Source organism: Pseudomonas sp. Fl5BN2 (assembly GCF_009908205.1).
Classification (GTDB): Bacteria; Pseudomonadota; Gammaproteobacteria; order Pseudomonadales; family Pseudomonadaceae; genus Aquipseudomonas.
Genome location: NZ_JAAARL010000007.1, coordinates 11886 through 37757, shown reverse-complemented (window position 1 = coordinate 37757; position 25872 = coordinate 11886). Strand labels below are relative to the sequence as shown.

21 protein-coding genes are annotated in these 25872 nt (G+C 64.5%); 10 read left to right on the top strand and 11 right to left on the bottom strand.

The annotated features are described in order from the left end of the window. Positions 1–8: 8 nt before the first annotated feature. The gene (gene ltnD / locus GV819_RS11665) at positions 9–944 is read right to left on the bottom strand and encodes an L-threonate dehydrogenase (RefSeq protein WP_368668889.1); all 936 of its coding nucleotides are present in this window, start codon (positions 942–944) and stop codon (positions 9–11) included. A 472-nt stretch (positions 945–1416) separates the two neighbouring features. Here ltnD and GV819_RS11660 point away from each other — a divergent pair, with 472 nt between their 5' ends. The 9 genes from GV819_RS11660 to GV819_RS11620 all read left to right on the top strand — a co-directional run bounded on the left by GV819_RS11660 (position 1417) and on the right by GV819_RS11620 (position 12017). Next, positions 1417–3078, top strand: coding sequence for a hypothetical protein (locus tag GV819_RS11660; RefSeq protein ID WP_161756232.1), 1662 nt, complete (start codon positions 1417–1419; stop codon positions 3076–3078). Between the two features lie 82 nt (positions 3079–3160). Beyond that, complete coding sequence (locus GV819_RS11655; RefSeq protein WP_161756231.1) at positions 3161–4528, top strand: hypothetical protein; 1368 nt, start codon at positions 3161–3163, stop codon at positions 4526–4528. A gap of 171 nt (positions 4529–4699) precedes the next feature. Next, entirely contained in the window at positions 4700–5050 is a 351-nt protein-coding gene (locus tag GV819_RS11650) for a hypothetical protein (protein ID WP_161756230.1), read from the top strand. A gap of 412 nt (positions 5051–5462) precedes the next feature. Beyond that, the gene (locus GV819_RS11645; RefSeq protein WP_161756229.1) at positions 5463–5753 is read left to right on the top strand and encodes a hypothetical protein; all 291 of its coding nucleotides are present in this window, start codon (positions 5463–5465) and stop codon (positions 5751–5753) included. Between the two features lie 285 nt (positions 5754–6038). Next, positions 6039–8750, top strand: coding sequence for a magnesium-translocating P-type ATPase (gene mgtA, locus GV819_RS11640; RefSeq protein WP_161756228.1), 2712 nt, complete (start codon positions 6039–6041; stop codon positions 8748–8750). A gap of 122 nt (positions 8751–8872) precedes the next feature. After that, positions 8873–9073 (top strand): hypothetical protein, encoded by a 201-nt coding sequence (locus tag GV819_RS11635; RefSeq protein WP_161756227.1) that lies wholly within the window; start codon positions 8873–8875, stop codon positions 9071–9073. A gap of 27 nt (positions 9074–9100) precedes the next feature. Further along, entirely contained in the window at positions 9101–10816 is a 1716-nt protein-coding gene (locus tag GV819_RS11630; protein WP_161756226.1) for a Na/Pi cotransporter family protein, read from the top strand. Continuing rightward, on the top strand, positions 10804–11154 hold the full coding sequence (locus tag GV819_RS11625; protein ID WP_161756225.1) for a DUF2493 domain-containing protein: 351 nt from the start codon (positions 10804–10806) through the stop codon (positions 11152–11154). The genes GV819_RS11630 and GV819_RS11625 overlap by 13 nt, the downstream gene beginning before the upstream one ends. Before the next feature lie 77 nt (positions 11155–11231). After that, on the top strand, positions 11232–12017 hold the full coding sequence (locus GV819_RS11620) for a hypothetical protein (protein ID WP_161756224.1): 786 nt from the start codon (positions 11232–11234) through the stop codon (positions 12015–12017). Between the two features lie 170 nt (positions 12018–12187). Here the strand turns inward: GV819_RS11620 and GV819_RS11615 are convergent, their stop codons facing one another. The 5 genes from GV819_RS11615 to GV819_RS11595 form a co-directional block, all read right to left on the bottom strand. Next, the gene (locus GV819_RS11615; RefSeq protein WP_161756223.1) at positions 12188–12892 is read right to left on the bottom strand and encodes an NAD(P)H-dependent oxidoreductase; all 705 of its coding nucleotides are present in this window, start codon (positions 12890–12892) and stop codon (positions 12188–12190) included. 9 nt (positions 12893–12901) lie between these two features. Then, entirely contained in the window at positions 12902–14545 is a 1644-nt protein-coding gene (locus tag GV819_RS11610; RefSeq protein WP_161756222.1) for an ABC transporter ATP-binding protein, read from the bottom strand. A gap of 2 nt (positions 14546–14547) precedes the next feature. Continuing rightward, a complete protein-coding gene (locus GV819_RS11605; protein WP_161756221.1) occupies positions 14548–15375 on the bottom strand; it encodes an ABC transporter permease in 828 nt (275 codons plus the stop codon). A 3-nt stretch (positions 15376–15378) separates the two neighbouring features. After that, positions 15379–16338, bottom strand: a complete 960-nt coding sequence (locus tag GV819_RS11600) for an ABC transporter permease (RefSeq protein ID WP_161756220.1) — start codon at positions 16336–16338, stop codon at positions 15379–15381. Positions 16339–16407: 69 nt separating this feature from the next. Next, positions 16408–18009: an ABC transporter substrate-binding protein gene (locus GV819_RS11595; RefSeq protein ID WP_161756219.1), complete on the bottom strand. Its 1602-nt coding sequence runs from the start codon at positions 18007–18009 to the stop codon at positions 16408–16410. A gap of 175 nt (positions 18010–18184) precedes the next feature. On the opposite strand from GV819_RS11595, the gene GV819_RS11590 reads away from it, so the two are divergent. Further along, on the top strand, positions 18185–18625 hold the full coding sequence (locus tag GV819_RS11590; RefSeq protein ID WP_161756218.1) for an Rrf2 family transcriptional regulator: 441 nt from the start codon (positions 18185–18187) through the stop codon (positions 18623–18625). A gap of 102 nt (positions 18626–18727) precedes the next feature. On the opposite strand, the gene GV819_RS11585 is transcribed toward GV819_RS11590, so the two are convergent. The 5 genes from GV819_RS11585 to GV819_RS11565 form a co-directional block, all read right to left on the bottom strand. Further along, positions 18728–19903, bottom strand: a complete 1176-nt coding sequence (locus GV819_RS11585) for a pyridoxal phosphate-dependent aminotransferase (RefSeq protein WP_161756217.1) — start codon at positions 19901–19903, stop codon at positions 18728–18730. Positions 19904–19934: 31 nt separating this feature from the next. Next, positions 19935–21542, bottom strand: a complete 1608-nt coding sequence (locus GV819_RS11580; protein ID WP_161756216.1) for a 5-guanidino-2-oxopentanoate decarboxylase — start codon at positions 21540–21542, stop codon at positions 19935–19937. Continuing rightward, on the bottom strand, positions 21535–23649 hold the full coding sequence (locus GV819_RS11575; protein ID WP_161756215.1) for an acetate--CoA ligase family protein: 2115 nt from the start codon (positions 23647–23649) through the stop codon (positions 21535–21537). The genes GV819_RS11580 and GV819_RS11575 overlap by 8 nt, the downstream gene beginning before the upstream one ends. 21 nt (positions 23650–23670) lie before the next feature. Then, complete coding sequence (locus GV819_RS11570; protein WP_161756214.1) at positions 23671–24831, bottom strand: acyl-CoA dehydrogenase family protein; 1161 nt, start codon at positions 24829–24831, stop codon at positions 23671–23673. 216 nt (positions 24832–25047) lie between these two features. Beyond that, on the bottom strand, positions 25048–25839 hold the full coding sequence (locus tag GV819_RS11565; protein ID WP_161756213.1) for an enoyl-CoA hydratase/isomerase family protein: 792 nt from the start codon (positions 25837–25839) through the stop codon (positions 25048–25050). Between the last annotated feature and the right edge of the window lie 33 nt (positions 25840–25872).

Here is a 25872-nt window from a genome sequence, read left to right as displayed (position 1 = left end):
CAAATTCCTCAAACGGCATCAGGCTTGGCCACAGGCAACTCGATGCCTGGGAAGATCTTGATCACCGCCGAATCGTCCTCGCGACCGAAACCAGCACTGGAAGCCTGCATGAACATCTGGTGCGCGGTGGCCGACAGCGGCAGGGGGAATTTGCTGGCCCGGGCGGTATCCAGTACCAGACCCAGGTCCTTGACGAAGATGTCCACGGCGGACAGCGGCGTGTAATCCGCTTTGAGGATATGCGGCACGCGGTTCTCGAACATCCAGGAGTTGCCTGCGCTGTGGGTGATCACCTCGTACAGGGCGTCGGCGTCCACGCCTTCACGCAAACCTAGGGCCATGGCTTCGGCGGACGCGGCAATGTGCACCCCGGCCAGCAGTTGATTGATGATCTTGACCTTGGAGCCCAGGCCATGGGCGTCCCCCAGGCGATAGACCTTGCCGGCCATGCCATTGAGGATGGCCTCGGCCTTGGCATAAGCGGCCACCGGGCCCGAGGTCATCATGGTCATCTCGCCGGCCGCTGCCTTGGCCGCGCCACCGGAAATCGGCGCATCCAGGTACAGCAAGCCCAACTCGCCCAGGCGCTGACCCAACTCCACGGCGTAGGTCGGCGCCACGGTGGCGCAACCAATCACCAGGCTACCGGGGCGCAGCGCCGACACGGCCCCGCCCTCGCCGAACAACACACTTTCAGTCTGCTCGGCGTTGACCACCACGGTGATGATCACCTCGCATTCGGCAGCCAGTTGCACGGCCGAGGCACAAGCCACCCCGCCTTCGCTGGCGAACTGCTCGGTGACCGCGCTACGGACGTCGCAAGCGTGCACCTTGAAGCCACTGCGCAGCAGCGACCGGGCGATGCCCAGGCCCATGGCGCCAAGACCGATGACACCGACATTGTTGTTATTCATGGGGGACTCCAGTGAAAGATCCCGGCTCACCCAGGCCCGACAGGCCGTGGGCTGAAACCGGACAGGACAGGAAAACCCGGACCACAGGCCCGGCAAAGGAAAACGGACTGACGACAGCAGGTACTGTGCCGGGCAGCGAAGCCTCAAGGCGGATGACACCTGGAGCGGGCGTAGTGGGTGGCAAGAGCGAATCGATCATCGTGGCCATCCTGCTGCTGTTGTTATCAGGTTGAGCGTGGACTGTGAAAGATCATCCACCAATGATCAGATTATGTGAAGCTGTTTTTCAATCTAACATTTATTAACATCCAGGCCGCAGCGAATCCCACCCTCCGCTTCTGGTAAATCAGCGCAATAACCGATTCCGAGCTAGACATCAATTTGATATCGCGAAGTGGTTTATCCCCCGCCTTGCAAGGACTTTGGCCTCGACTAGCGTCTAGCTCTCACCCGCCGCCGGTCCGGCTACGGTCTTGCAAGTGACAGAACAAGGAGCGTTAACATGGCCAGACTCGCGCAGTTCTCACCTCCCGCCCACATCCAGGACTTCAGCGACAATCGCGCCCAACAAGAGCGCATGAACGCCGCCTGGAGCGACAACATCAATCGCTGGGCCAATGCAGCCATGGTGGGTGACATATGGAGCCGGACCAACAACGGACCGCGCCCGGCCTTCTACAACCCGCTGCTGACCGACACCCCGGACACCAGCGCCAACGCCGCTATCACCTGGAACGCCTTCCCCGGCCGCCTGCAGGCACTGTTCCCGACTCAAGCCCAGTCCTGGCAGCAATGGGCCGACCAGGGCGTACCCCTGCCCGTCACCACCAACTTGTGCAGCGGTAGCAGCGTCCCCCCTGCGCCCTATTCACCCACCGGTCCACGGGGCTGGCAGGACGAATACTGCGAATGGAGCGTGACCCGCAACAGCGCCGGCAAGATCACCAGCGTGATGTTCACCTGTGAAAACCCGGAATACTGGATGACCCTGTGGCAGGTTGACCCAGGCAAAGTGCTGCAGATCTACCAGCAAACCATCCACCCTGCGGTGCAACTCTCGGACCTCTGCCTGAGGGACGCTCTGGGCCAGGTGCTGCTGGACCCGTTGACGGGCGCCCCGTGCTACAACCCGCTGAACAAGTGGAACTGCGGCACCCGCAGCCTGCCGGACAGCGGCGGCGCCATGCACCTGACCAGTTCCCCCAACACCTTGGGTGCGGAGTACGACCTGGCGGCTTCGGCCACCCTGCCTCGGGAGGACAATCACGAGCCGGTCACCTCGGCCTCGCGCCTGGTGTGCTTTGCTCGCTACGGCCGGATCGGCCGTCACAGCGATCCAACCATCGGCCAGAACGTCAATCAGTTTGTCAACTACACACCAAGCCTGCCCCTCCCGCAGGCCACCCTGACTGACCCTCCGGGCCTGTACATGCAGACGCCGAACTTCAGCGGTTACCAGAGCCCTGACAACACCCCGGCAGAAAACTTCTGGACCGTGGTCCGCGGCGACCTGAAGGATCCGAAGGTGCCTGGCGACATCGACCGCATCCTGCATGCAACCTTCAGCGTGCCCCCCGAGAAGAACTACACCGTCGGCGATATCAAGATCAACGACCAGCCGATCGACTTCGGCTCACAGATCGCCGCGACCATCACCATGGCGCTGATGGCCACGGTGTTCCCCAACAGCGGGGTCACTCAGACCGCAGTGGGCCGGAGCCTGGACAAAGAGCTCCCGAACCCGGCAGTCAGCGCGCTGCAGCCACTCTCGGTGTTCAACGCCTACCGGGCTCAGGAGCAGGCCTGCAACGAAGATACGATGTCGATTCCAGTCCTGGCACTGGCCCTCCAACCGGGCCAGCAGGTCAGCAACATTGCCCTGCTGCTTGACGGCACGGTTCCTGACGGCGCGGTATTCACGGTGCCGGAGGGCGGGGTCAGCATTCGTATCGATGGCACCCAGCAGCAGCCCACGGGGGTGTACCTGGTCACGCTCAGCGTCGAGGCCGATGCAGCCATCGGCGACCGCACCATCCTGGCGAGCGTCCCGAGCCTGCCGGCGACACAGCAGGCAGCCATCGGGCTGTTGACGGTGGGCGGTCCGACACTGGCGACGCGCCAGAGCGCTCCGGTCAAGGCGTCTATACGTCGCGGTCGCGACTGAGCAAGGCTCTGCCGCGAGGTGCTGTCCGCCTTGGACGGCGTGCAGCACAGCGCGGCACCGTCAGTGACGCCAAGGAGGAATCATGCGCACTCTTTTCGCCCTTGCACTTTGCCTGCTGCTGGGCCCGCTCGCGGCCCAGGCGGGCAGCGCCAATCCCTGTGGCAGTCCGTTCAACCCGGTGCCGGTGATCCAGCCCGTACAGGCCAGCCCGCAACTGGCCGCCCAGGATCCGGCCATCGACTGCTTCATGTGGCAGACCATGGTGTACCTGAACTGGCCGGCACAGCCGGGGCAGCGCGGTGTCCCCAACCCACAGGCCAAGCTCGGCGATCCGGGGCCGACGGTCTGGCAGACCTACAAGGACTACAACGAAGTCTATCTGCCCGGCGGCCAGCAACCGGCGCCCTGGAACGATAACTTCCTGACCATGCAACGCCTGGAACTGCGCGGAATGGCAGCGCCACGGCCCTCGATCCGGCTGCTCAACAGCACCAGCAAGGTGTTTGGCGCCGCCAACAGCCACGATGGGCCCATGCTGGATGAAATCGAGCAGGCTCAAGGCGGTGTGCTCTATGACCAGAACAACCAGCCGGTGTACTACGAGATGCTGGTGAACGAGGTCAACTTTCAATACATCTACACCAACCAGCTCTACAACTCGGCGCAACAGAACCGCTATGCACAAGCCAAGGGCATCGTCCTGCCCAGCGGTTCGATTGAACTCAAGGCGGCCTGGAAAGTACTGACTCCCGAGGAAGCCTCCCCGCCCCTGCGGTTTCTCACCGCCCGGGCCCTGCTGCCCGGCAGCCAGGTACCCGTGACCATGGGCCTGGTGGGCCTGCACGTCTTCCAGATGCCCTCCAGCGACTTCAACCAGGGGTTCTGGGCAACCTTCTCCCAAGTGGACAACGCCCCCACCCTGAACGGCAGCGGGCAACCCCATTACTCCTTCAACAACCCCCAGTGCCGCCAATGTGCGGTCAACGACAAGACCAGCAAGCCCACTCAGGTGGTGCAGGTCTTCGCCAACAACCCCGATGCGCAAACGGTCAATGCCTTCATGCAGGACCTGATCCAGCAACAAGCCCCCAACTCGGCCCTGCAGTACTACCAACTGATCGACGTGCAGTGGCCCAACTCGCCCAAGGCCATCGGCCAGCCCGGCGCCGAGACGCCCGCGCCCAACGGCACCCCCAACACCTCGACCTTGATCAACCCGGTACTGGAAACTTTTCTGCAGAAAAACGCTGAAAGTTGCCTAGGCTGTCATGTCTATGCGGGTGTCGCGGCATCGGCCGGCAGCTCGAAAAAGCACTATCAAGCGAGCTTCAGTTTCCTTTTCCGTCACGCCCAGGCCCCTTCCCTGCAAAGCAACCTGAAAAGCCTGGCGCAGCAAGTGGAAGAAGCCTCGGCGAAGCTTCAGCAAGGAGGGGCTGAGACGCGGCAATGACTGATCTGGATCAGCACGATCCGCAAGCGCTGCGCCGATGCTGAAGTGGCGTGGCATGGGCACCCGACAGACTGACTGGCGGTAGTGCCCTTCATCGCAACCCCGTTGACGCCCCCCATGACGAGGGGCTCAATGGCCTGTCTGGTTATGCTTGGATAAGGATGATTCAACATGGCAAAGATCGAAGTTTTATCAGGTGATTTCCTGCAAGGCGCCGGTGAATACCGACACGGCACCTTCAGGCTCAAGACAGTGCTCAACTCTTCCGGTGTCGAAGTCAAGGCATCGGCGTTCAAGTCGCTGGAGATTGCCAGCGAAAGCCCCATCACCAACAAGGATGCCTTTGGCTATGGTGTTGCCGGCGCCATGCTGCTGGGTCCGGTGGGTGCAATCGCCGGCTATCTGATGGCCGGGACGGAAAACGAAGTGACCTTCATCGGCACCTTCAAGGATGGCCGGCAATTGATGGCAGCCACTGACAGTGCGACTTACAAGGATATATCCCAGCACTTGCTGAATTGATAATCCGCCAAGTTTTATATATCGGCGCCCATGACACCCCCAATGCCATGGGCACTTTTTATTTATATCCCATATATATTCCAACCCTTCAGCCCGCAAACTCTTTTCGCCTAGCTGAACCTCAGCTGAAAGTGCCGCACTGATTAGTCATTCAAAGGCAATTTAACCTTGACTCCTGGGACCCTCCTGAGTAAATTGCGCGGGCCGGCAAATACGGCCTTTTTTTCAACTCACTAAAGAAGCCAATGGACACAGTATCTAGACGCTGTCTGGTCACTGCCGCTGCGCAGAGCCAGGCACTTAACCCTGAAAATGACGGGACTCGACTCCGCGGTCGGGTAAGCTGCGCTAGGGCTTGACGCTCCAACGTAACTTGCCTCCCCGGCGCCAGTCCGGTCGCGAGGCACAAGTTATGCACTTCACTTCCTCTGTAATGCCCGGTGTACGCGCGTTTGCCGCGACCATGCGGGTCAAGCTGTGCCGTGAGCCCAAGGCTTTGGCGCGCTCGCCGTTCTCCTCTTCGTCCCCTTCTGCCGCGACCGCCCTGCGGGCCAATTGGCGCGTCTGCCCGATGACCGGCCAGTTGCAACAGCGCTGGAGCTTCGATGACAGCCAGGACCCACAGAGTCGGGGCGCTGCCCTGCTCTTGCAGCAGGCCGGACTGATCTTCGGCCTGTACCTCGGGGCGCGCTCCTACCCATAAATCAACGGTCCTTCACCGTTGTTTGCAAACGACTTTCTTATTCGGAAAGTCGACGGCGGCTTATTGTCTTCAAGTTAATGAAACTTGCCGGAGAAAGTTATGGAAGAGGCCAGTAGTAGGTTCGCTGCTTATTCAATTTCATTGTTTGAGCAGCGAACGTTAAAACCTGAAAAACGCCAAGATCCGAATCGATCGCCAACCTGTGGCTCGACATACTTTCGCTCGCCTTTAATTAGTTGAGTGGTCGCTGTGTCGTGCCGTACTCAGGCGGCAGGAGCACAGACTATGACTGTAAAAAACGCAACTCCTCGGAACACCAGCGCCACCAGCGACAACAACAAGCTGTCGATGCGTGCCGCTCGCGAAGCCCAGAACGGCCTGGCCGTGACCCTGGCCAACGTCAACTCCAGCACCGCCGGCCTCACCGAACTCGACGCCGAAGGCCGCCTGCAACGGGATGGCCACAACGAAGTCGCCCACGACCGTCCGCCCCACGCCCTGGTGCAATTGCTGCACGCCTTCAACAACCCCTTCATCTATGTGCTGATGACCCTGACCGGTATCAGTTTCTTCACCGACTTCTGGCTGCCGCTGCAGGCCGGCGAAGAAACCGATCTCACTGGGGTGATCATCGTCACCGTGATGGTCCTGGCCAGTGGCCTGATGCGCTTCTGGCAGGAGCACCGCTCGGCCAAGGCCGCCGAGGCCCTCAAGGCCATGGTGCGCACCACCGCGGCGGTATTGCGTCGCGAACAGATGGGCATGCAGGCCCGAGTCCGCGAAGTGCCAATGCGCGATCTGGTGGTGGGCGACATCATCCAGCTGTCCGCCGGTGACATGATCCCCGCAGACATCCGCCTGATCGAATCCCGCGACCTGTTCATCAGCCAGGCGGTGCTCACCGGTGAAGCTCTGCCGGTGGAGAAGTACGACACCCTGGGCGCGGTACAGGAAAAATCCGCCAAGGCCCAGGCGGCCGATCAGCAGGACCTGCTGGACCTGCCGAACATCTGCTTCATGGGCACCAACGTGGTCAGCGGCACCGCCACGGCCGTAGTGGTGGCCACAGGCGGGCGCACCTACTTCGGCTCCCTGGCCCGCTCCATCGTCGGCTCCCGTACGCAGACCGCCTTCGACCGCGGGGTCAACAGCGTCAGCTGGCTGCTGATCCGCTTCATGCTGGTGATGGTGCCCATCGTCCTGCTGATCAACGGTTTCACCAAGGGCGACTGGGCCGAGGCCTTCATGTTCGCCCTGGCGGTGGCCGTCGGCCTGACCCCGGAAATGCTGCCGATGATCGTCAGCGCCAACCTGGCCAAGGGCGCCGCGGCCATGGCCAAGCGCAAAGTGGTGGTCAAGCGCCTCAACGCGATCCAGAACTTCGGCGCCATGGACGTGCTCTGCACCGACAAGACCGGCACCCTGACCCAGGACCGGATCATCCTCGAACACCACGTCGACATCAGCGGCAGCCGCTGCGATGAAGTGCTGCAACTGGCCTGGCTCAACAGCTACCACCAGAGCGGCATGAAGAACCTGATGGACCGTGCGGTGGTCAGCTTCGCCGAGGAAAACCAGCACTTCACCCCGCCCGCCGCCTGGCGCAAGGTCGATGAACTGCCGTTCGACTTCGTTCGTCGACGCCTGTCGGTGATCCTCGCCGATGCCCGCGGCCATCACCTGCTGGTGTGCAAGGGCGCGGTGGAAGAGATGCTGGAAACCGCCACCTGGGTTCGCCACGACGGGGTCGCCGTCGAGCTTAACGCCGAGCGCCGCGCAGCCTTGCTGCAACTCGCCGAAGACTACAACCGCGACGGCTTCCGCGTGCTGCTGGTGGGCACCCGCGATATCGCCCGGGACCAGATCCAGAGCCAGTACGGTGCCCGTGACGAGCGTGAGCTGGTCATCGAAGGCTTGCTGACCTTCCTCGATCCACCCAAGGAAACCGCTGGCCCAGCCATTGCCGCCCTGCGCGACAACGGCGTGACGGTGAAAGTGCTGACCGGCGACAACCCTATCGTCACCGCGAAGATCTGCCGCGAAGTCGGCCTGGAAGCTGGCGAGCCACTGCTCGGCCGGGACATCGAGCACATGGATGACCAGGTGCTCGGGCGCCTGGTGGAAGAACGCACCGTGTTCGCCAAGCTCACCCCGCTGCAGAAATCCCGGGTGCTCAAGGCCTTGCAGGCTAACGGCCACACCGTCGGTTTCCTCGGCGACGGGATCAACGATGCCCCCGCCCTGCGCGATGCCGACGTTGGCATCTCGGTGGACAGCGGCACCGACATCGCCAAGGAGTCGGCGGACATCATCCTCTTGGAAAAGAGCCTGATGGTGCTGGAAGAAGGCGTGATCAAAGGCCGCGAGACCTTCGGCAACATCATGAAGTACCTGAACATGACCGCCAGTTCCAACTTCGGCAACGTGTTCTCGGTGCTGGTGGCCAGTGCCTTCATTCCCTTCCTGCCGATGCTGGCGATCCACTTGCTGCTGCAGAACCTGATGTACGACTTCTCCCAACTGGCGCTGCCGTGGGACAAGATGGACAAGGAATACCTGGCCAAGCCACGCAAGTGGGACGCCAAGAACATCGGGCGCTTCATGCTGTGGATCGGGCCGACCTCGTCGATCTTCGACATCACCACCTTCGCCCTGATGTGGTACGTGTTCGCCGCCAACAGCGTGGAAATGGCGGCCCTGTTCCAGTCCGGCTGGTTCATCGAAGGCCTGCTCTCGCAGACCCTGGTGGTGCACATGCTGCGGACCCGCAAGATCCCGTTCATCCAGAGCACCGCAGCCTTGCCGGTGATGCTGGCGACCGGGCTGGTGATGGCGCTGGGGATCTACGTGCCCTTCTCGCCTCTGGGCAGCATGGTCGGCCTGGTGCCGCTGCCGTGGGAATACTTCCCATGGCTGGTAGGCACCCTGCTCGCCTACTGCGTGGTCGCCCAGACCATGAAGACCCTGTACATCCGCCGCTTCAAGCAGTGGTTCTAAGGGCCTGAGCCCTGGCGCATCCGCCCCGAGCGGCTGCGCCAGACACTCGATACACGATGCCACCGTCGGCGCGACCCGTGCCTCGCCGACGGCGACGCTGTTCGCCTGCAAGGAGCATCGCCATGTACTTCAAGCCTTTTTCGTCGTTGCAGCGCGCCCTGCGCGCAGTACTGGTCATCGGCCTCAGCACCTGCGCCCGCCTGCTCACCCGCATGAGCATCCGGCTTTATGTGCGAGGCCTGCTAAGCGCAGTTGAAGTTCGTTTCCTGCTGGAATTCAGCGCCGTCATCACCCGCACGTCTCTGCGGCTGGCGATTGCCTGAACCGGTAACAGTCCCGGGAGAATACTCATGTCGGGCACCACTCTTCTGATCAACCTCGCCGGCGCCATCGCGCTCTTGCTGTGGGGCTCGCAGATGATCTCCGGATCACTCCTGCGGGGCTTCGGCAGCCCGCTGCGGCACTGGCTCGGCCAACACCTGAACAACCGCTGGCTGGCGCTGCTGTGTGGCGTCGGCATTACCGGCGTGCTGCAAAGCAGTACCGCCGTGAGCCTGATGGCCAGCTCCTTTACTGCCGCCGGCACCCTGGGCCTGGCCCCGGCCCTGGCGGTCATGCTCGGCGCCAACATCGGCTCGACCCTGGTGGTCCAACTGCTCAGTCTCGACCTGTCACTGGTGACCCCGGTGGTACTGCTGGCGGGCTTCCTGAGCTTTCGCCTGCAGGGCGACTCGCGCTTTGAAAGCATCGGCTGCGCGCTGATCGGCCTGGGGCTGATGCTGCTGGCCCTGGGAATGCTCGGCGCAACCCTGGGGGCGGTGGAAAGCACCCCAGTGTTCCAGCTAGTGATGAGCAGCCTCGACGGCGACCTGCTGCTGGCGATGCTGGTGGCGGTACTTCTGACCTGGATGTGCCACTCCAGTGTCGCGGTGGTGCTGCTGATCGCGTCACTGGCCGGCACGGGCCTGCTGTCGCCGGCCACCAGCATGGCTCTGGTGCTGGGCGTCAACCTCGGCGGCACCTTGCCGTCGCTGCTCAGTGCCAGCGGCAACGTCGCCCGGCGCCTGCCCTTGGGCAACCTGCTGGTGCGCCTGATGGGGGTGGTTGTGCTACTGCCCTGGATCGGCACCCTGGCGCAGTTGCCGGCCGTCGAACAGCTGCCGCCTGCATTGCTGGTGGTGTACCTGCACAGCGCCTTCAGCCTGGTGCTGGCCCTGCTGTTCATCGGTTTCACCGAGCCATTGGGCAAACTGCTGACCCGGCTGCTGCCGGCGCCTGCTCCGGTGACCGATCCGGGCATGCCGCTGTACCTGGATGAAGCCGGGCTCGAAGTGGCCAATATCGGCCTGTCGAATGCCGCCCGGGAAGCCCTGCGCATGGCCGACATGCTCTCGGGCATGCTCGACCGGGTGCTGCAGCTGTTCCGCACCTCCAGCCTGGACAATGCCGATCAGCTGCGGCAGATCGATCAGTCCCTGGATCTGCTCAGCGCGGCGATCCGCGCCTACCTGGCGGACATCGGCAAGGAAGGCATCAGCGACCAGGACGCCGACCGCTCCCAGGAGATCCTGCTGCTGGTGATCAACCTGGAACACGCCGGCGACATCCTCTCCACCAGCCTCGCGCAACTGGCGGTACGCCGCCTGCGTCGTGGCGAACCGTTCTCCGAGTTCGAGCTGGGCACCCTGTACCCGCTGCACCAGGAACTGCTGGACAGCCTGAGCCTGGCCATCACCGTGTTCCTGCGCGAGGACCTATCCACCGCGCACCAGTTGCTGGCACGCAAGGAAACCGTCCGGCGCCTGGAAGCCGCGGCCGGTCGCGAGCACTTTCGCAAACTGCGCGAAGACCGCAGCGCCTGGGCCGAATCCGGCGACATCTTCCAGCGTCTGCTGCGGGACTACCGACGGGTGCACCACCACATCGCCGCACTGGCCTACCCGGCCCTGGAGCGCGCCGGTGAGCGCGACATCGAACACACCGACCTCCATGAGCCGTTGCCCGAAGCGCTGCCCGGCGAGCCTGGGGTTGCCGAGGCCAAGGAGAACAGCCGATGCGCGTCCTGATCTGTGCCGGCCGCTACTACGCCGACAGCCGCCTGTGCCGCCAGGTCCTGGAGGCCTTCCAGCGCCTGCACGAAGTCCGGGTGGTGATTCATGGCGGCAGCCAGTTCCTCGGTGCGCACATCGAGGACTGGGCCCGGGAAACCGGGGCCGACATCGTCCGCTACCCGCCCAACTGGCAACTGCACGGCAAACACGCCGAGCGCCTGCGCAACAGCTTCATGCTGGCTGACAGCCGCCCGGACATCGTCCTCGCCCTGCCCGGCGGAGAGGACACCGAAGAGTTGCTGGCCCAGGCCCGTGACCGTGGTGTCCAGACCCTGTCGGTGGACGAGCAGTAGACCCACCCCCATGCAGCACCCACCCGCGCCGGCCCATAACCCACCGAGCCGGCGCCCCACACAGAACGAGATCCGCCATGTCCAAGCACACGCCACATCGCTCCTCACGTTCCACCTCCTGGGGCCACTCCCTGCCTGCTGCGAAAAGCCGCATGCTCAAACGCAACCTGCTGTTCCTCGCCCTCACCGCCGGTGCTACCGCGACCCTGGCGCTGTGCTCCAAGGCCCAGGCCGCCGGTGGCGCCTACGTGGTGGATGACGGTGCGATCAATGCCCCTGGGGAATGCAATGTCGATGTCTGGTACCAGAGCACCCGGCACCAGCGTTCGAATCACAACAGCGTGATTGCTCCGGCCTGTACCTTCAGCCAGTTGCCCTGGGTCCAGCTGGGGGCTGCCGTACAGCGCCAGCAGGCCGATGGCCAGGGCGAAACGCAACTCAGCCCGCAGATCAAACTCGCCTTGCTGGACCGCGAAGACCTCGGCCTGCAACTGGCCCTGGCCGGCTCCGCGCACTGGGCGCTGAACCGCAACCACAGTTTTGACGGCGGCGACCTGAGCCTGCCCCTGACCTTCAGTCCCAGCCAGAGCCTGCGGCTGAACGTCAATGCCGGCTGGGCCCATGCCTACGACGACGGTGAGCAGAACCACCGCTGGACCTGGGGCACGGGCGTCGAATATGACCTGGCACAGAGCCTGACCCTGATTGCCGAACGCTACGGCCAGCGGGGTGGCGAACAGGCCTGGCAGGCCGGCCCCCGTCTTCACGTAGGCCAGCACCTGGACCTGGACCTGATTGTCGGCCAGCATCTGACCGAGGCACGTGATCGCTGGCTGACCACCGGCGTCACCTTGAGATTCTAAGGCGCTACCCCCAGCTGACTTTTTGTAGGAGCTGGCTTGCCGACGCAGGCACCGGCGAGCGCAGTACCAGGCTTGAGGCGCCTTTCGCCGGCAAGCCAGCTCCTATAGACATCAGCGTGGGGCTTGCTGATGAAAGCACTCCGAAGACCCGCCAGACTCATCCGTGCAGCTCAAGCAGGCCGTGGATACAACGCCTCATCGAACTGTTCCAGGCGCGGGAACACCAGCGGTTGATCATCCGCCAGGTGCTGCAGACGCCGCTGATAACTGCGCAAGAATTCCTCCCGGGCCTCCTGGCTGATATAGGGCACATGCCAGGCCACGAACGGCTCCAGCACCTCACACCCGACATACGCCAGCGTCCCCCGCAGCAACGGCCGCAGCAGGTCCTCCAGCGGCCCATGAATCGCCCCTTCACCGAACATGTGTTCACGCCCGCCGAGGGTCAGGGTCACCAGGGCCTTTTTACCCGCCAGGCCGCCCTGGTCATAGAAGCGCTTGCCGCCGTAACACACCCCGGACACCAGCACCCGGTCGATCCAGCCCTTGAGCATGGCGGGCACCGAGAACCAGAACACCGGGAAATTCAGGATCAGCAGGTCGGCCCACAACAGCTTGTCCAGCTCGCCCTGGATGTCCGCGGCGATGCTGCCGTTCTTCACCCCCAGGCGTTGCTCCAGGGCATACACCAGGTAGTCAGGGTTATCCCGGGCAGCAAAGTCCTCGGCGCTGGCCACCGGGTTCCAGTTCATCGCGTACAAGTCACTGACCTGTACCTGATGCCCCAGGGCTTCGAGGGTGGTAACGGCCTGGTCGCGCAAGGCGGCAGTGAAGGATTGCGGCTCGGGGTGGGCGTGGACGATCAACACGTTCATGAACATTCCTCAAACAGATTGCAAGGGGCAAGGTGCGCCGCGACGGGCCAGTAACTGGTCGAGCCAGTCGGGGTCCATTTGCGGCTCGGACGAAAACAGTAATCCGGTGTAGTCCTGGTAAGGCGGGGTGAAGATCCGGCTGCGGCTGCCCTGGTCGACCACGCGACCACGCTGCATCACCAGCACCTGATCGGCAATGGCGCGTACGGTAGCCACGTCGTGGGTGATGAACAGATAAGCCACCCCCAGTTGCCGCTGGATACGGTCCAGGAGCTTGAGCACGCCCTCGGCCACCAGTTGGTCGAGAGCCGACGTCACCTCATCGCAGATGATCAGTTGCGGCTCGGCGGCCAGGGCCCGGGCGATGCAAATGCGCTGCTTCTGCCCACCGGACAGCTCGCGGGGCTGACGCTCCATGTACGTCGCCGGGTCCAGTTCCATCATCTCCAGCAATTCGCCGACCCTGGCACGCAGCGCCGCGCCCTTGAGCCCGAGGTAGAAGCTCAGCGGCCGACCGAGGATATCGACGATGCGCTGGCGCGGATTGAGCGCGGTGTCGGGGATCTGGTAGATCATCTGGATCCGCCGCAATTGCTCCTTGCTGCGCTGCCGGTAGTCCAGAGGCAAGGCCTGACCGTCGTACAGCAACTGCCCGGAACCGGGCGGCAACAAGCCGCTGATGACCCGCGCGGTGGTGCTTTTGCCACTGCCGGATTCGCCGATCACGGCCAAGGTCTGGCCAGCATGCAGGCTCAGTGAAACGTCCTCCAGCACCGGTTGCCGCCCATAGGCCGCGCAGACGTTGCGCAACTCCAGCAGCGGGCGTGCCCGGGCCGGTTCCGGCTTGGCTTCGGTGCGGAAGCTGCGCACCGCCCACAACGACTGGGTGTATGCCTGCTGCGGGTCGCTGAGCATGCGCCGGGTCGGCGCCTGCTCCACCAACTGGCCGTGGCGCAGGACCATGATCCGATCGGCCATCTGGGCCACCACTGCCAGGTCATGGCTGATGTACAGCGCGGCGCTGCCATAGATCTTGACCGCGTCGCGGATCGCCGCCAGCACTTCGATCTGGGTGGTGACGTCGAGGGCGGTGGTGGGCTCATCGAAGATAATCAGGTCCGGATGGCAGGCCATGGCCATGGCGGTCATCACCCGTTGCAACTGCCCACCGGACACCTGGTGCGGGTAACGCTGGCCGATCTGCTCCGGGTCCGGCAGGCGCAGCACCCGGTACAGTTCCACCGCCTCGGCTTCGGCCTGGGCCCGGCTGATACCACCGTTGATCACCGCGCTTTCCACATGCTGGTCGATCAGCCGATGAGCCGGGTTGAACGACGCCGCCGCGCTTTGTGCGACATAGGCGATGCGCAAGCCCCGCAGCTGGCGCAAGGCCTCCGGCGTGGCCTGCAGCAGTTCGATGCCATCAAAGCGCACCGAGCCACCGCTGAAGCGACAGCCATCGCGCACATACCCCATGGCAGCCAGGCCCAGGGTCGACTTGCCGGCCCCCGACTCGCCGATCAGCCCAAGCACTTCGCCGCGCTGCAAGCTCAGGTCGAGGCCCTTGATCAGTGGATGCCAGGCGTCCTGGTAATGGCCTTCGATGCGCAGGTCGCGGATCTCCAGCAATGGTGTTGCCTGAGTCTCGGGCATGTTCAGCACTCCTTGAGTCCGCTGGACTGATGCAGTACCCAGTCGACGACGAAATTCACACTGACGGTGATCAGCGCCACTGCCAGGGCCGGCAGCAACGGACTAAAGTCGCCGAACGTGATCAGCACCGCGTTGTCGCGCACCATGCTGCCCCAGTCGGCGGTGGGCGGCTGGATGCCCAGGCCGAGGAACGACAAGGCACTGATGAACAGAAAGACAAAACAGAAGCGCAGGCCGAACTCGGCGATCAGCGGCGCCGCGGCATTGGGCAGCACCTCGCGCGTCACCAGCCACCACAGCCCTTCCCCACGCAGGCGCGCGGCCTCGACAAAGTCCAGGACCACGATGTTCATCGCCACCGCCCGGGCCAGGCGAAATACCCGGGTGGCATCCAGCAGCGCAATCACCAGCACCAGGGAGGTGGCGTTGGTGCCCACCACACTGAGAATCAACAGGGCGAAAATCAGCTGCGGGATAGCCATCAGGATGTCCACCAACCGCGACAGGCCCTGGTCGATCCAGCCACCGCGCAACGCGGCAACCAGGCCACCGAGGCCGCCCAGTACAAAGGCCAGCAGCGTGGTCAGGAACGCGATGCCCAAGGTGTTGCGGGCGCCATAGACCAGGCGGCTGAACAGGTCGCGCCCGAGGTTGTCGGTGCCCAGCAGGAACTGGCTGCTCCAGGGCGCAAAACCCTCGCCCACCACCTGGGTTTCACCGTAAGGCGCCAGCACCGGTGCGAACAGCGCGACCAGGATGTACAGCAGGATCACCAACAGGCCGAAGCGCGCACTCAATGGCGCCCGCAGCAAGGACTTGAACAGACTCATGGACTACCCCTTGGGATGCATCAGGCGCGGGTTGCTGGCAATCGACAGCACATCGGCACTGGTGTTGAGCAGGATGTAAGTGGCGGCAAAGATCAGGCTGCAGGCCTGGACCACCGGGATGTCGCGCTTGGCCACCGAGTCCACCAGCAGTTGGCCGAGCCCGGGGTAGACGAACACCACTTCGACCACCACCACGCCCACCACCAGGTAAGCCAGGTTCAGCGCCACCACGTTGACGATGGGCGCCAGGGCATTGGGCAAGGCATGGCGCAGGATGATCCGCGACGGACGCAGGCCCTTGAGCCGGGCCATCTCGATGTAGGGGCTGGCCAGCAGGTTGATCAGCGCGGCGCGGGTCATGCGCATCATCTGCGCAATCACCACCAGGCTCAGGGTTGCCACCGGCAGCACCGAGCGCTCCAGCACTGTGCCCAGGGACGCCTCCGGCGGCAGGTTGGACAGGCTCGGCAGCCAGCCGAGCTTGACCGAGAACACCAGGATCAGGATGTAGGCGACAAAGAACTCCGGAAACGATACCGCGCTCAGGGCTGCGGTATTCAACAGCCGATCGAAACGGCTGTTGCGGTACAGCGCCGCCAGCATGCCCAGCCCCAGGGCAATGGGCACCGAGACCAGGGCCGCCAGCGCCGCCAGGCTGAAGGTGTTGCCCAGGCGCGCCGCCACCAGTTCGGCGATGGGCCGCTGGTTGGCCAGGGACAGCCCCAGGTCACCGTGCAGCAGTTGCCAGAGCCAGTGGCCGAAGCGCACCAGCGGCGCCTGGTCCAGCCCCAGTTGCGTGCGAAAGGCGGCCACGGTTTGCGGGGTCGCCGACTGGCCAAGCATGGCTTGGGCAATGTCCCCGGGCAGCAGACTGACCGCGAGAAAAATGATCACGGATACCGCAAACAGCGAAAACAGGCCCAGGGCCAACCGCTGCAGCAGCAGATTGCGCAGACTCTTCACCGACTCACTCCTTCAATGCAGATGGTGTGGCGGGCAGCCCCGCCACCGCGAACCCGGTCAGCCCGGCCCTCAGGCCTGCCACCAGCGCTCGATCAAGCGCAAGCCGTCGAGTTCGCCGTAGGGCGCGGTGACGCCGCCATGGGTCACCCGCTTCGAACGGGCCGCCACCGAGCTGGCAAACAGCGGCACGATGGCGCCACCGTCATCGCGACACAGGCCCTGCATTTCGTTGTACATCTCACGCCGCAGCGGATCGTTCATCTCGCCCCGGGCCGCATTGAGCAGTTGGTTGAAGCGTGGGTTGTCCCAGTGGGTTTCATTCCACGCCGCGCCCTTGGCGTAGCCGATGCTGAACATGCGGTCGGCGGTCAGGCTGCTGTACCAGAAGGAGGTGGTGAAGGGTTGTTTCATCCACACGTTGGAGAAGAAGCCGTCGGCCGGCTCGCGCACCACGTCGATGTCGATCCCGGCCTGGCGCGCCTGTTCCTTGAACAGCACCGAAGCGTCCACCGCGCCACTGTAGGCCGCGTCCGACGCCTGCAGGCGCACCTTGAGCGATTCGACCCCGGCCTGGCGCAGGTGGAAACGCGCCTTGTCCGGATCGTAGCTGCGTTGCTCCAGAGCGCTATTGATAAAGCGACTGCCGGGCTGGATCGGGTGGTCATTGCCCACCAGGCCGTAGCCATGCAGCACCGAGGCCAGCAGCGCATTGCGGTCGATGGCGTACTTCAGCGCCAGGCGAATGTCGTTGTTCTGGAACGGCTGGCTGTCGCAGAGCATCGCAAAGGTGTAGTGCTGGGCGCCCTTGGTTTCCTCGATCACCAGGTTCGGGTTGCGCTTGAGCAGGCCCACGGTCTTCAGGTCGACCTTGTTGATCACGTCCACCTGCCCGGTGACCAGGGCGTTGATCCGGGCTGTGCCGTCACTGATGGCCAGCAGCTCGGCCGAGGCAAAATGCGCACGTCCGGCTTTCCAGTAGTCCGCACTGCGCTCCAGTTGCATGCGCACCCCGGGGTCGAATGAGGTCAGGCGGTAACCACCGGTGCCGACACCGGAGCGCCAGTCGGCGAGGCCATCCTTGGCAGGCATGATCACCAGGTGATAGTCGGCCACTACATAGGCGAAATCGGCGTTGCCCGAATGCAGTTCGAACACCACGCTGTCGCTGCCCTCGGCGCGCACCTTGGCAACGTCGCCGAGCACGGTCTTGGCGGCTGAGGTCGACTGCTCGCCAAGGTGGTGCTGGATCGAGACCACCACATCCTCGGCGGTCAGCGACTTGCCGTTATGGAAGGTCACCCCGGGGCGCAGCTTGAAGGTCCAGATCCGTGCATCGGGACTCGACTCCCAGTGCTCCGCCAGCTCGGGAATCGCCGTACCGTCGACGGCGATCTCGCTCAGGGTGTTGTACACCGCCGAGAAGCCGACAAAGGTGAAGGTGTCGCTCCAGGAACCGGGGTCCAGGGAATCGGTGGTGCTGCCTCCCGCCAAGCCCATACGCAGCACGCCACCGGCCTTGGGGATGGGCTCGGCGGCCAGGGCGCCCAGTGGCAAGCCCAGGCTGAAGGCCCCTGCCACCGCTGCCGCGGTTGCACTGTATTTGAGGAAGTCCCGACGCGGGAGGAAGACATCGTGCATCGCTTGAGGAATCTTGTTGTTGTTATCGCTCATGGCATTGCCCCTGATGAAAAGCAGAGAAAATGTTGCGGCTGGGTGCAGTTGTTTTTATTTGCAATTGTCACCGTAACAAATACATTAAGCCTCGTACAACCGAAAAATTGCAGCCCCTGAACAGGCAGATCCAGGGCTGTCATACTCCACTTTTCAAAGGGACTTACAGACACTCATGAGCCAGTCGACCCGCCTGATCACCGCGTCCTACATCCTCTCCTTCGTCGCCGCCAATGCGCCGCAGAAACTGCGCACCGAGACCATCGCCAAGTGGGTCAAGACTCACCCGACCCGGGTACGCAACCTGGTGTCGCAGATGGTCAAGGCCAACATCCTGACCTCTTGGCGCGGCCCCAAGGGCGGCCTGACCCTGGCCCGCCCGGCCTCGCAGATCACCCTGCGGGATGTCTATGACGCGGTACAGGAAAGCTCGCTGATCGCCGAGAAAATCGACAACCCGTTTTCCGGCATGGAAGACCACTGCAAGGTGTTCGAGGTCTTCACCCGCCTCTTCAGCCTGCTGGAGAGCAACATGCGCCTGGACCTGGCCAGCATCACCGCCGACCAGTTGTTCGTAGCCTTCGACCCGCCCCTGGAAAGTGCCCAGGAGCGATAGGCACCTTCCTCTGTCACTGCTGCCACAGGCGGCAACAGCTCCACGGACCGCCAGTGTCGCTGGAGCGGCGCAAGCTGGCGTCCGTTGTGGCAGCGGCGACGACTACCCCAGCAAGTCACCGGCACAGCGGGCAATTCGCTGGCAGGCTTCGCGCAGTGCCAGGGGTTCCAGCACCAGGCCCAGGCGGATATGCCCGGCGGCACTGGGGCCAAAGGCCTCTCCGGCCAACACCGAAACCCCATGGTGCTCCAGCAGGTGTTCAGCGAAGGCCTGGGCACTGAGCCCGGTGGCACGAATATCCACCATCACGAACATCCCGCCATCGGGTTTCAACGGCTTCGCCCCCGGACAATCGGCCAGGCAGTCGCACACCAGATCCCGGCGCTGGCGGTAGGCAGCGGCCATTTCCCGCAGCTGTGGCAACGGTTGCTCCAGGGCGACGATGGCGGCGTCCTGAATGAATTCCGGCGAACCGTAGAGCATGCACAAAGCCAGGTTTTCCAGGTGCGCTGCCAGGGCCATTGGCGCCACCACCCAACCCAGGCGCCAGCCGGTCATGGCGTGGGACTTGGACAGGCTATTCAGGGTTGCAGTGCGCTCGGCCATGCCCGGCAAACTGGCCGGGCTGACATGTTCACCCTCGTAGAGCAGCTCGCTGTAGACCTCATCGCAGATCAGCCACAGGTCATGCTCGATGCACAGCGCCGCCAGGGCCTCCCACGTGGCTCGCGGAATGCTCGCGCCGGTGGGATTGTGCGGACTGTTGAGCACCAGCGCCCGGGTCTTGCCGGTGATACGCGCGGCCACCGCTTCGGGCTGCACCCGAAAGCCATCTTCGGCGCGCACCGGCAGCGGCACCACCTGGGCATTGCAAGCACCGAACACCGCTTCATAGGTGACGTACATCGGCTCGGCCACGATCACCTCGTCACCCGGGTCCAGCAGGCACTGGGCAACGCTGTACAAGGCGCACTGGGCCCCGGCCAGCACCACCACCTGCTCGCCACTCACGACTTGGCCGCTGCGCTGTTGATGACGCCGGGCGATGGCCTCGCGCAAGGCCCGTTTGCCGCGCACGTCGGCATAGTGGGTGTGGCCGGCCCGCAGGCTGTCGATGGCGGCCTGGACCACCGGCTGCGGGGTGTCGAAATCCGGATCGCCCACCGACAGCAACCAGACCTCTTCACCCCGTTCACGCTTGGCCAGGGCGCGGTAATGAATGTCCCAGGCAGCGGCGCCGTCACCGGCAATACGTTGGGTCAGCTGAGAAAAGCGCATGGTGAGACTCCTGGCAAAAGGTTGAAACGCATCAGCGCGCGCATGCGTGCTTGAGTTCGATCAGGCTCACGCCGTTACGGGCAAAACCGCTGCGCAGCGCCTGTTGCAACTCATCCAGGCTGGATGGCTGGCTGACCGGGCAGCCGAAGGCCTGGGCCAGGGCGATAAAATCCGGGTTGCGCGGCAGCACGCCGATAGGCTCGATATTCAGCTCGAGCATGTCGTCGCGAATCTGCCCCAGGGCATCGTTGTTCCACAGCAGGACCACCAGCGGGCTGTCCAGCTCCTCCACCGCCGTGGCCAGCTCCTGCACCGTGTAGAGAAAGCCGCCATCGCCCACCAGCACCAGCCCGGGACGCTGGGGCGCACCGAGCTTGGCACCGATGGCCGCCGGCAGTCCGTAGCCGAGGGTGCCGTAGCCGGTGGGGTGCAGCCAGCTGCGGGGCGCACCGCTCGGGTACAGGTAATTACCGCTGTAAGCCAGCTGGGTCATGTCGCTGCTGATGAAGCCGTGTTCCGGCAACTCCGCCGCCACCCGCTGCAGGATCTGCTGATGGATCTGCTGCAAGGGCCCCTGCCCGCCCTGCACCGTCCTGCGCAGTTCGGCTACGGCATGGATCGCCGCCGCGGCCTCCCTCGGTTGAGACGGCAAGGCTTGCAGCAAGGCATCAAGGGTCGCCCGGGCGTCGCCCTGCAAGGCCACCGCGCAAGGGTAGAAGTCATTGAACTTGCGCGGGTCGATGTCCAGGCGCAGCAGCTCGCCGTTGAGCGGCAGGCGCTCGCGCCAATAGTCGGTGTCGGCCATCTCGGTGCCCACCGCCAGCACCACATCGGCCTGGCTGATCAGTTGCCAGCCGGGCTCTACACACAGGGTTGCCCCGGCATTCAAGGGGACTTCATCCGGCAGCAGGCCCTTGCCGGCGACGCTGCTAAAGAACACCGCACCCAGGCGGGTGCTCAGGGCCCGCAACTGCTGCGCTGCGTGCAAGGCGCCACCGCCGGCGATGATCATCGGTCGTTTGGCTGCCTGCAGCTTGCTCACCGCCTGCTGGATATCCGTCGCCGCTGCCGGACCACGGGCTGGGCGCCGCAGCACCTGCGTCGTCCAGTCCCAGGCCACTGGCGCCGCCAGGACATCCAGCGGCACCGAGATATGCACCGGCCGCGGGCGCTCGCTGTCGAACACCGCAAAGGCCCGGGCGACCAGCTCGGGCAGGTCCTCCGGGCTCAGGGCCAGGGCCGAGAACGCAGTGATTGGCGCGGTGATCGCGCGCTGGTCCTGGGTCTCGTGCAGCGAGCCCCACCCCTTGCCCAGGCTGGCACTGTGGTTGACGCTGGAAATCACCAGCAGCGGGATCGAGTCGGCATAGGCCTGGCCGATGGGCGTGGCGACATTGGTCACTCCCGGGCCGCTGATGACGAAGCACACCCCGGGCTTGCCGCTGACCCGGGCATAACCGTCGGCCATGAACCCGGCGCCCTGTTCATGCCGGGTCAACACATGGCGGATGCCGCTGCCGGGCAGGCCGCGGTACAGCTCCAAGGTGTGCACCCCGGGAATGCCGAATACGGTGTCGACGCCGTAGCCGGCCAGCAGGCGCACCAGGGCCTGGCCACCGGTCAAGGTTTGATCATGCATGTCGTTCTCCTTCAGCCCGGCCGAGGCGAATCAACGCATCGACCGCGACGGTGCCGCTGGCACCGACCAACAATGGGTTCACATCCAGTTCCAGCAGTTGCCCGACATTTTCGCAGGCGTAATCCGCTACCGCGCCGATGGCCGCCACCAGGGCTTGCATATCCGCCGACGGACGCCCGCGAAAACCTTGCAACAAGGGTGCGCTGCGCAGGCTGAGCAACGCCTGGCGAATTGCCCCCTCGGTGGTTGGCAACAGCAGGCTGCGACTGTCCTTGAGCAACTCCACCAGCACCCCGCCCGCACCGATCACCAGCGCCAGGCCGAAATCGTTTTCGCGCTTGATACCGACAATCAGCTCCGCCAGCGGCGCTGCCGCCATGGGCTCCAGCAGCACCTGCTCGAAAGCCAGCGTGGGGGCGTGCTCGGCGATCCGCGCCCGCATCAGGCGCAGGGCCGCGCTCAAGGCTGGCGGGTCCTGGAGATTCAGGGCCACGGCCCCGGCCTCGGTCTTGTGCGGCAGTTGTGCACTGACCGCCTTGAGCACCAACGGGTAACCCACGCTGGCCGCCGCGCTCAAAGCCTCTGCGGGCGTGCTCAACACCCCGTCCGGGGTGTTCAGGCCGAAGCCGCGCAAGGCCTGCTTGGACTGCCACTCGTCGAGCCATTGCCCCGCCTCCAGCGGCCGTGGACACAGCGGCACCAGGGCCGACTCGCCCAGGGCCAGCAGCGTTTGACGCTGCGCCTGATACGCGCAGATCCGGCCCCAGGCCGCCAGCCCGTCCTCGACCCCTTGCAACGCCGGAATCCCGTGGGCGTGCAGGCGTTCACGGGCGCTGGCGGGCAGCAGCTCGGGAAACGCCGAAGTGACAAAACCGCGCTTGCCGTGCCGTTGCAGCGCTGCGCAGAACAGCTCCAGCAGCAGGTCGCACTCCTTGCGCTCGCCGGTAAATGGCGCCGGGTAATCCAGCACCAGCATCGCTGCATCGGCGTCGCTGCGCAGGGCCGTGTCGAGCATGCGTTGCAGGGCCAGGGCATCACCCCAGATGGCAGTGGTGAAATCCAGCGGGTTGACCAGGTTGGCGTACCCCGGCAACACCTCGGCCAACTCGGCACATTGTCCGCCGTCGAGCTTGGGCAGGCTCAGGCGGTTGCCTTCGGCGTAGTCGGCGATCAACCCGGCATCGCCACCGGAACAGGCCAGGGCGATCAGTCGCGGGCCGCTTGGCAACTGCCCGCATGAAGCGGCTTTCAAGGTCTCGACAAAACTTACCGGGCCACTCACCCGGATCACTCCCAGGCGCTGGAACAGCGCGTCGTACAAGGCATCGGAACCGGACAGCGAACTGGTGTGACTCAAGGCCAGCTCGGCGCCGATCTGCGACACCCCGGTTTTCAGAGCGATGATCGGAATGCCCTTTTCCAGGGCCTTGTGCGCCGCCCGGGCAAACCCCGGCACGTTCTTCAGGCCCTCCAGGTGCAGGCCGATCGCCGTCACTCGTGGCTCATCCAGCAGCACGTCCATCAGTTCGGCGATGCCCAACTGCGCCTGATTGCCCACCGAAGCCATGTAGGCCACCGGCAGCGATCGATCGCTCATGGACAGGTTGTAGGCAAAGTTGCCGCTCTGGGTCAGCACCGCCACGCCGCGCGCCACCGACTGCCCGCCATGGGCCACCGGCCACAGCGCGGCGCTGTGCAGATAGTCCAGCAGGCCGTAGCAGTTGGGACCCAGCAAGGCCATGTCACCCGCGGCCTTGAGCAGCTGTTGTTGCAGGGCCTGGCCCTCGGCGCCGGTCTCGGCGAAACCCGAGGCGTAGCAGATCGCCCCGCCCGCCCCCTTGGCCGCCAACTCGGCAACACAGGTCAGGGTCAGCTCGCGATTGGTGGCGACGAACACCGCATCCGGGGCGCAGGGCAACTGCTCGATACTGGCCACGCACGGTACGCCATCGAGCTCCGGGTACTGCGGGTTGACCAGCCACATCGGCCCCGCAAAACCGCCCTCGGCACAGCGCTTGAGGGCCCGGGCCATGCTGCGGCCACCGACGAAAGCCAGGTGCCGGGGGGCGAGCAGACGCTTGAGGTTGTCACGAAGATTCTGGGACATCACACAGGTTCTCCAAGCGGCTCAGCGCATCAACGGGCGCAGCAGTTCACGGGAAATGATGTGCCGCTGGATCTCCGAAGTGCCTTCCCAGATCCGCTCGATCCGCGCGTTGCGCCAGATGCGTTCCACCGGCCCCTCATCCATCAGGCCCATGCCGCCGTAGATCTGCACCGCCTCGTCGGCCACCTTGCCCAACACCTCGCTGGCGAACAGCTTGGCCATGCCGGCCTCGCCATCGGTCATGCTGCCCTGGTCCATCTTCCACGCTGTGTGCAAGGTCATCAGCTCGGCGGCGCGGATCTGCGTGGCCATGTCCGCCAACTTGAACGACACCCCCTGGTAGCTGCCGATGGCCTGGCCGAACTGCTTGCGGTCCGCTGCCCATTGCAGGGATGCATCCAGGGCGCGTTGCGCCTGGCCCACGCAGTTGGCCGCGACCATCACCCGCCCGGCGGTGAGCCAGGCGTTGGCCACTTCCCAGCCCTTGCCCACCTCCCCCAGCACCTTGGACGCCGGCACCCGGCAGTCGTCAAAGAACATCTCGAAGGTGTGGTAGCCGCGGTTGCTCACACACTTGGGCCCGCGGCGAATGGTCAGGCCCGGGGTGTTGCGGTCCACCAGGAACGAGGTCACCTCGTTACGCTGGCGGCCGTTGTGCTCATAGGTGCCGGTGACCGCAAAGACGATGGCGAAGTCCGCATGCCCGGCGTGGCTGATGAAGTGCTTGCTGCCGTTGAGCACGAAGTCGCTGCCATTGCGCACCGCGCGGGTCTTGATCGCGTTGGCATCGGAGCCGGCACCGGGTTCGGTGAGGGCAAAGCAGTCAGTCTTCTTGCCCTGCACGCAGGGCAACAGGTAGTCGCCGATCTGCGAGCCGGTGCAGGCCATGAGGATCTTCGACGGCCGGGCAACGAACACGTGCAAGGCCCAGGAACACTTGGCCAGCTCACGTTCGATCAACGCCTGGGACAGGTAGTCGAGGCCACCGCCACCGACCTCCTCGGGCATGTTGAAGGCATAGAAGCCGGCGGCGATGGCCTTGCTGCGGATTTCCCCAGCGAGGTCGGCACTGACCTCATCGGCACGATCCACCGCCTCCTCGTGGGGCAGCAACTCCTTGCTGACGAAACTGCGAACCGCGTCCACCAGCATTTCTTGTTCTTGGCTGAGTTGGAAATTCATGGCGCTACCTGTGAGTGAATGACGGTGCAAAAAACGGCTGATCTGCTAGGGCTCCCTGCCCACAACCCCTTCCCGTAGGAGCCAGTTTGCTGGCGAAGAGGCCCTTGAATGAGGCGCTGTTCTTGAGCGCGCCTTCGCCGGCAAGCCGGCTCCTACACAATGGGCGCATGGCCCAAGGGCCCTTTCGCCGGCAAGCGGAACGCCGCCCGGCCGCTCCTACAGTCCGGTGAATTTTGGCGGGCGTTTTTCGGTGGCGGCGCGCAGGGCTTCGGCCCCGTCGGCGCTGCGCCCGCACAGTAGGCCTGCGGCCAGTTCCGCGGCCAGCTGCTGCGCCAGGCTGCGATCGGCGCCCAGGCGTATCAGCTTCTTGGTCTGGGCAAAGGCGAAGGTCGGGCCCGTGGCCAGGCGCGCAGCCAGTTCGCTGACATTGCCGATCAACTGCTCATCGGCGCACACCTCGCCGACCAAACCGGCGGCCAGGGCCCGTTCGGCGCCCCACAACTCATCGAGAAACAGCAGGCGCTTGGCCTGTTCGCTGCCGATCAAGCGCGGCAAGTGCCAGCTGGCGCCGGCATCCGGCGAGTAGGCCATGCTGGTGTAGCCGGCCTTGAAGCGCGCCGACTGCGCCGCCACCCGCAGGTCGCAGCACAGGGTCAGGTCCATGCCGGCGCCCACCGCGGTGCCGTTGATGGCGGCGATAGTGGGTTTTTCCAGGCTGTGCAGGCGGGTCATCAGAGCGTGGGCGGTTTCGGTCCAACCGTAGCTTTCCAGGGCCCCGCGGGCGTCGGCCGCGGCCCATTCCGCCAGGTCGGCCCCGGCGCAGAAACTGCGGCCAGTGCCGGTCAGCACCAGCACCCGCACCGCCGGATCGCTGTTGCAGCTTTCCAGCAGAGCGTGCAGCTCCTTGAGGGTGGGAATGTCCAGAGCATTGCGCTGCTCCGGGCGGTTGAGAGTGATCCAGGCTACGCCGGCTTCGACCCGGCTGAGCAGCGACGATGAAGGAGTCATGTGCGTCCTCGAATTATTCTGGTTGGCGTGAGG

Excerpts from the sequence above, each read along its gene's own strand:
- GV819_RS11590 (WP_161756218.1), top strand. The coding sequence starts at position 18,185 with ATGAGCCAGTCGACCCGCCTGATCACCGCGTCCTACATCCTCTCCTTC.
- GV819_RS11655 (WP_161756231.1), top strand. The coding sequence starts at position 3,161 with ATGCGCACTCTTTTCGCCCTTGCACTTTGCCTGCTGCTGGGCCCGCTC.
- mgtA (WP_161756228.1), top strand. The coding sequence starts at position 6,039 with ATGACTGTAAAAAACGCAACTCCTCGGAACACCAGCGCCACCAGCGAC.
- GV819_RS11605 (WP_161756221.1), bottom strand. The coding sequence starts at position 15,375 with ATGAGTCTGTTCAAGTCCTTGCTGCGGGCGCCATTGAGTGCGCGCTTC.
- GV819_RS11620 (WP_161756224.1), top strand. The coding sequence starts at position 11,232 with ATGTCCAAGCACACGCCACATCGCTCCTCACGTTCCACCTCCTGGGGC.
- GV819_RS11660 (WP_161756232.1), top strand. The coding sequence starts at position 1,417 with ATGGCCAGACTCGCGCAGTTCTCACCTCCCGCCCACATCCAGGACTTC.
- GV819_RS11610 (WP_161756222.1), bottom strand. The coding sequence starts at position 14,545 with ATGCCCGAGACTCAGGCAACACCATTGCTGGAGATCCGCGACCTGCGC.
- GV819_RS11565 (WP_161756213.1), bottom strand. The coding sequence starts at position 25,839 with ATGACTCCTTCATCGTCGCTGCTCAGCCGGGTCGAAGCCGGCGTAGCC.
- GV819_RS11625 (WP_161756225.1), top strand. The coding sequence starts at position 10,804 with ATGCGCGTCCTGATCTGTGCCGGCCGCTACTACGCCGACAGCCGCCTG.
- GV819_RS11630 (WP_161756226.1), top strand. The coding sequence starts at position 9,101 with ATGTCGGGCACCACTCTTCTGATCAACCTCGCCGGCGCCATCGCGCTC.
- GV819_RS11595 (WP_161756219.1), bottom strand. The coding sequence starts at position 18,009 with ATGAGCGATAACAACAACAAGATTCCTCAAGCGATGCACGATGTCTTC.
- GV819_RS11570 (WP_161756214.1), bottom strand. The coding sequence starts at position 24,831 with ATGAATTTCCAACTCAGCCAAGAACAAGAAATGCTGGTGGACGCGGTT.
- GV819_RS11645 (WP_161756229.1), top strand. The coding sequence starts at position 5,463 with ATGCACTTCACTTCCTCTGTAATGCCCGGTGTACGCGCGTTTGCCGCG.
- GV819_RS11615 (WP_161756223.1), bottom strand. The coding sequence starts at position 12,892 with ATGAACGTGTTGATCGTCCACGCCCACCCCGAGCCGCAATCCTTCACT.
- GV819_RS11585 (WP_161756217.1), bottom strand. The coding sequence starts at position 19,903 with ATGCGCTTTTCTCAGCTGACCCAACGTATTGCCGGTGACGGCGCCGCT.
- GV819_RS11580 (WP_161756216.1), bottom strand. The coding sequence starts at position 21,542 with ATGCATGATCAAACCTTGACCGGTGGCCAGGCCCTGGTGCGCCTGCTG.
- GV819_RS11575 (WP_161756215.1), bottom strand. The coding sequence starts at position 23,649 with ATGTCCCAGAATCTTCGTGACAACCTCAAGCGTCTGCTCGCCCCCCGG.
- GV819_RS11635 (WP_161756227.1), top strand. The coding sequence starts at position 8,873 with ATGTACTTCAAGCCTTTTTCGTCGTTGCAGCGCGCCCTGCGCGCAGTA.
- GV819_RS11650 (WP_161756230.1), top strand. The coding sequence starts at position 4,700 with ATGGCAAAGATCGAAGTTTTATCAGGTGATTTCCTGCAAGGCGCCGGT.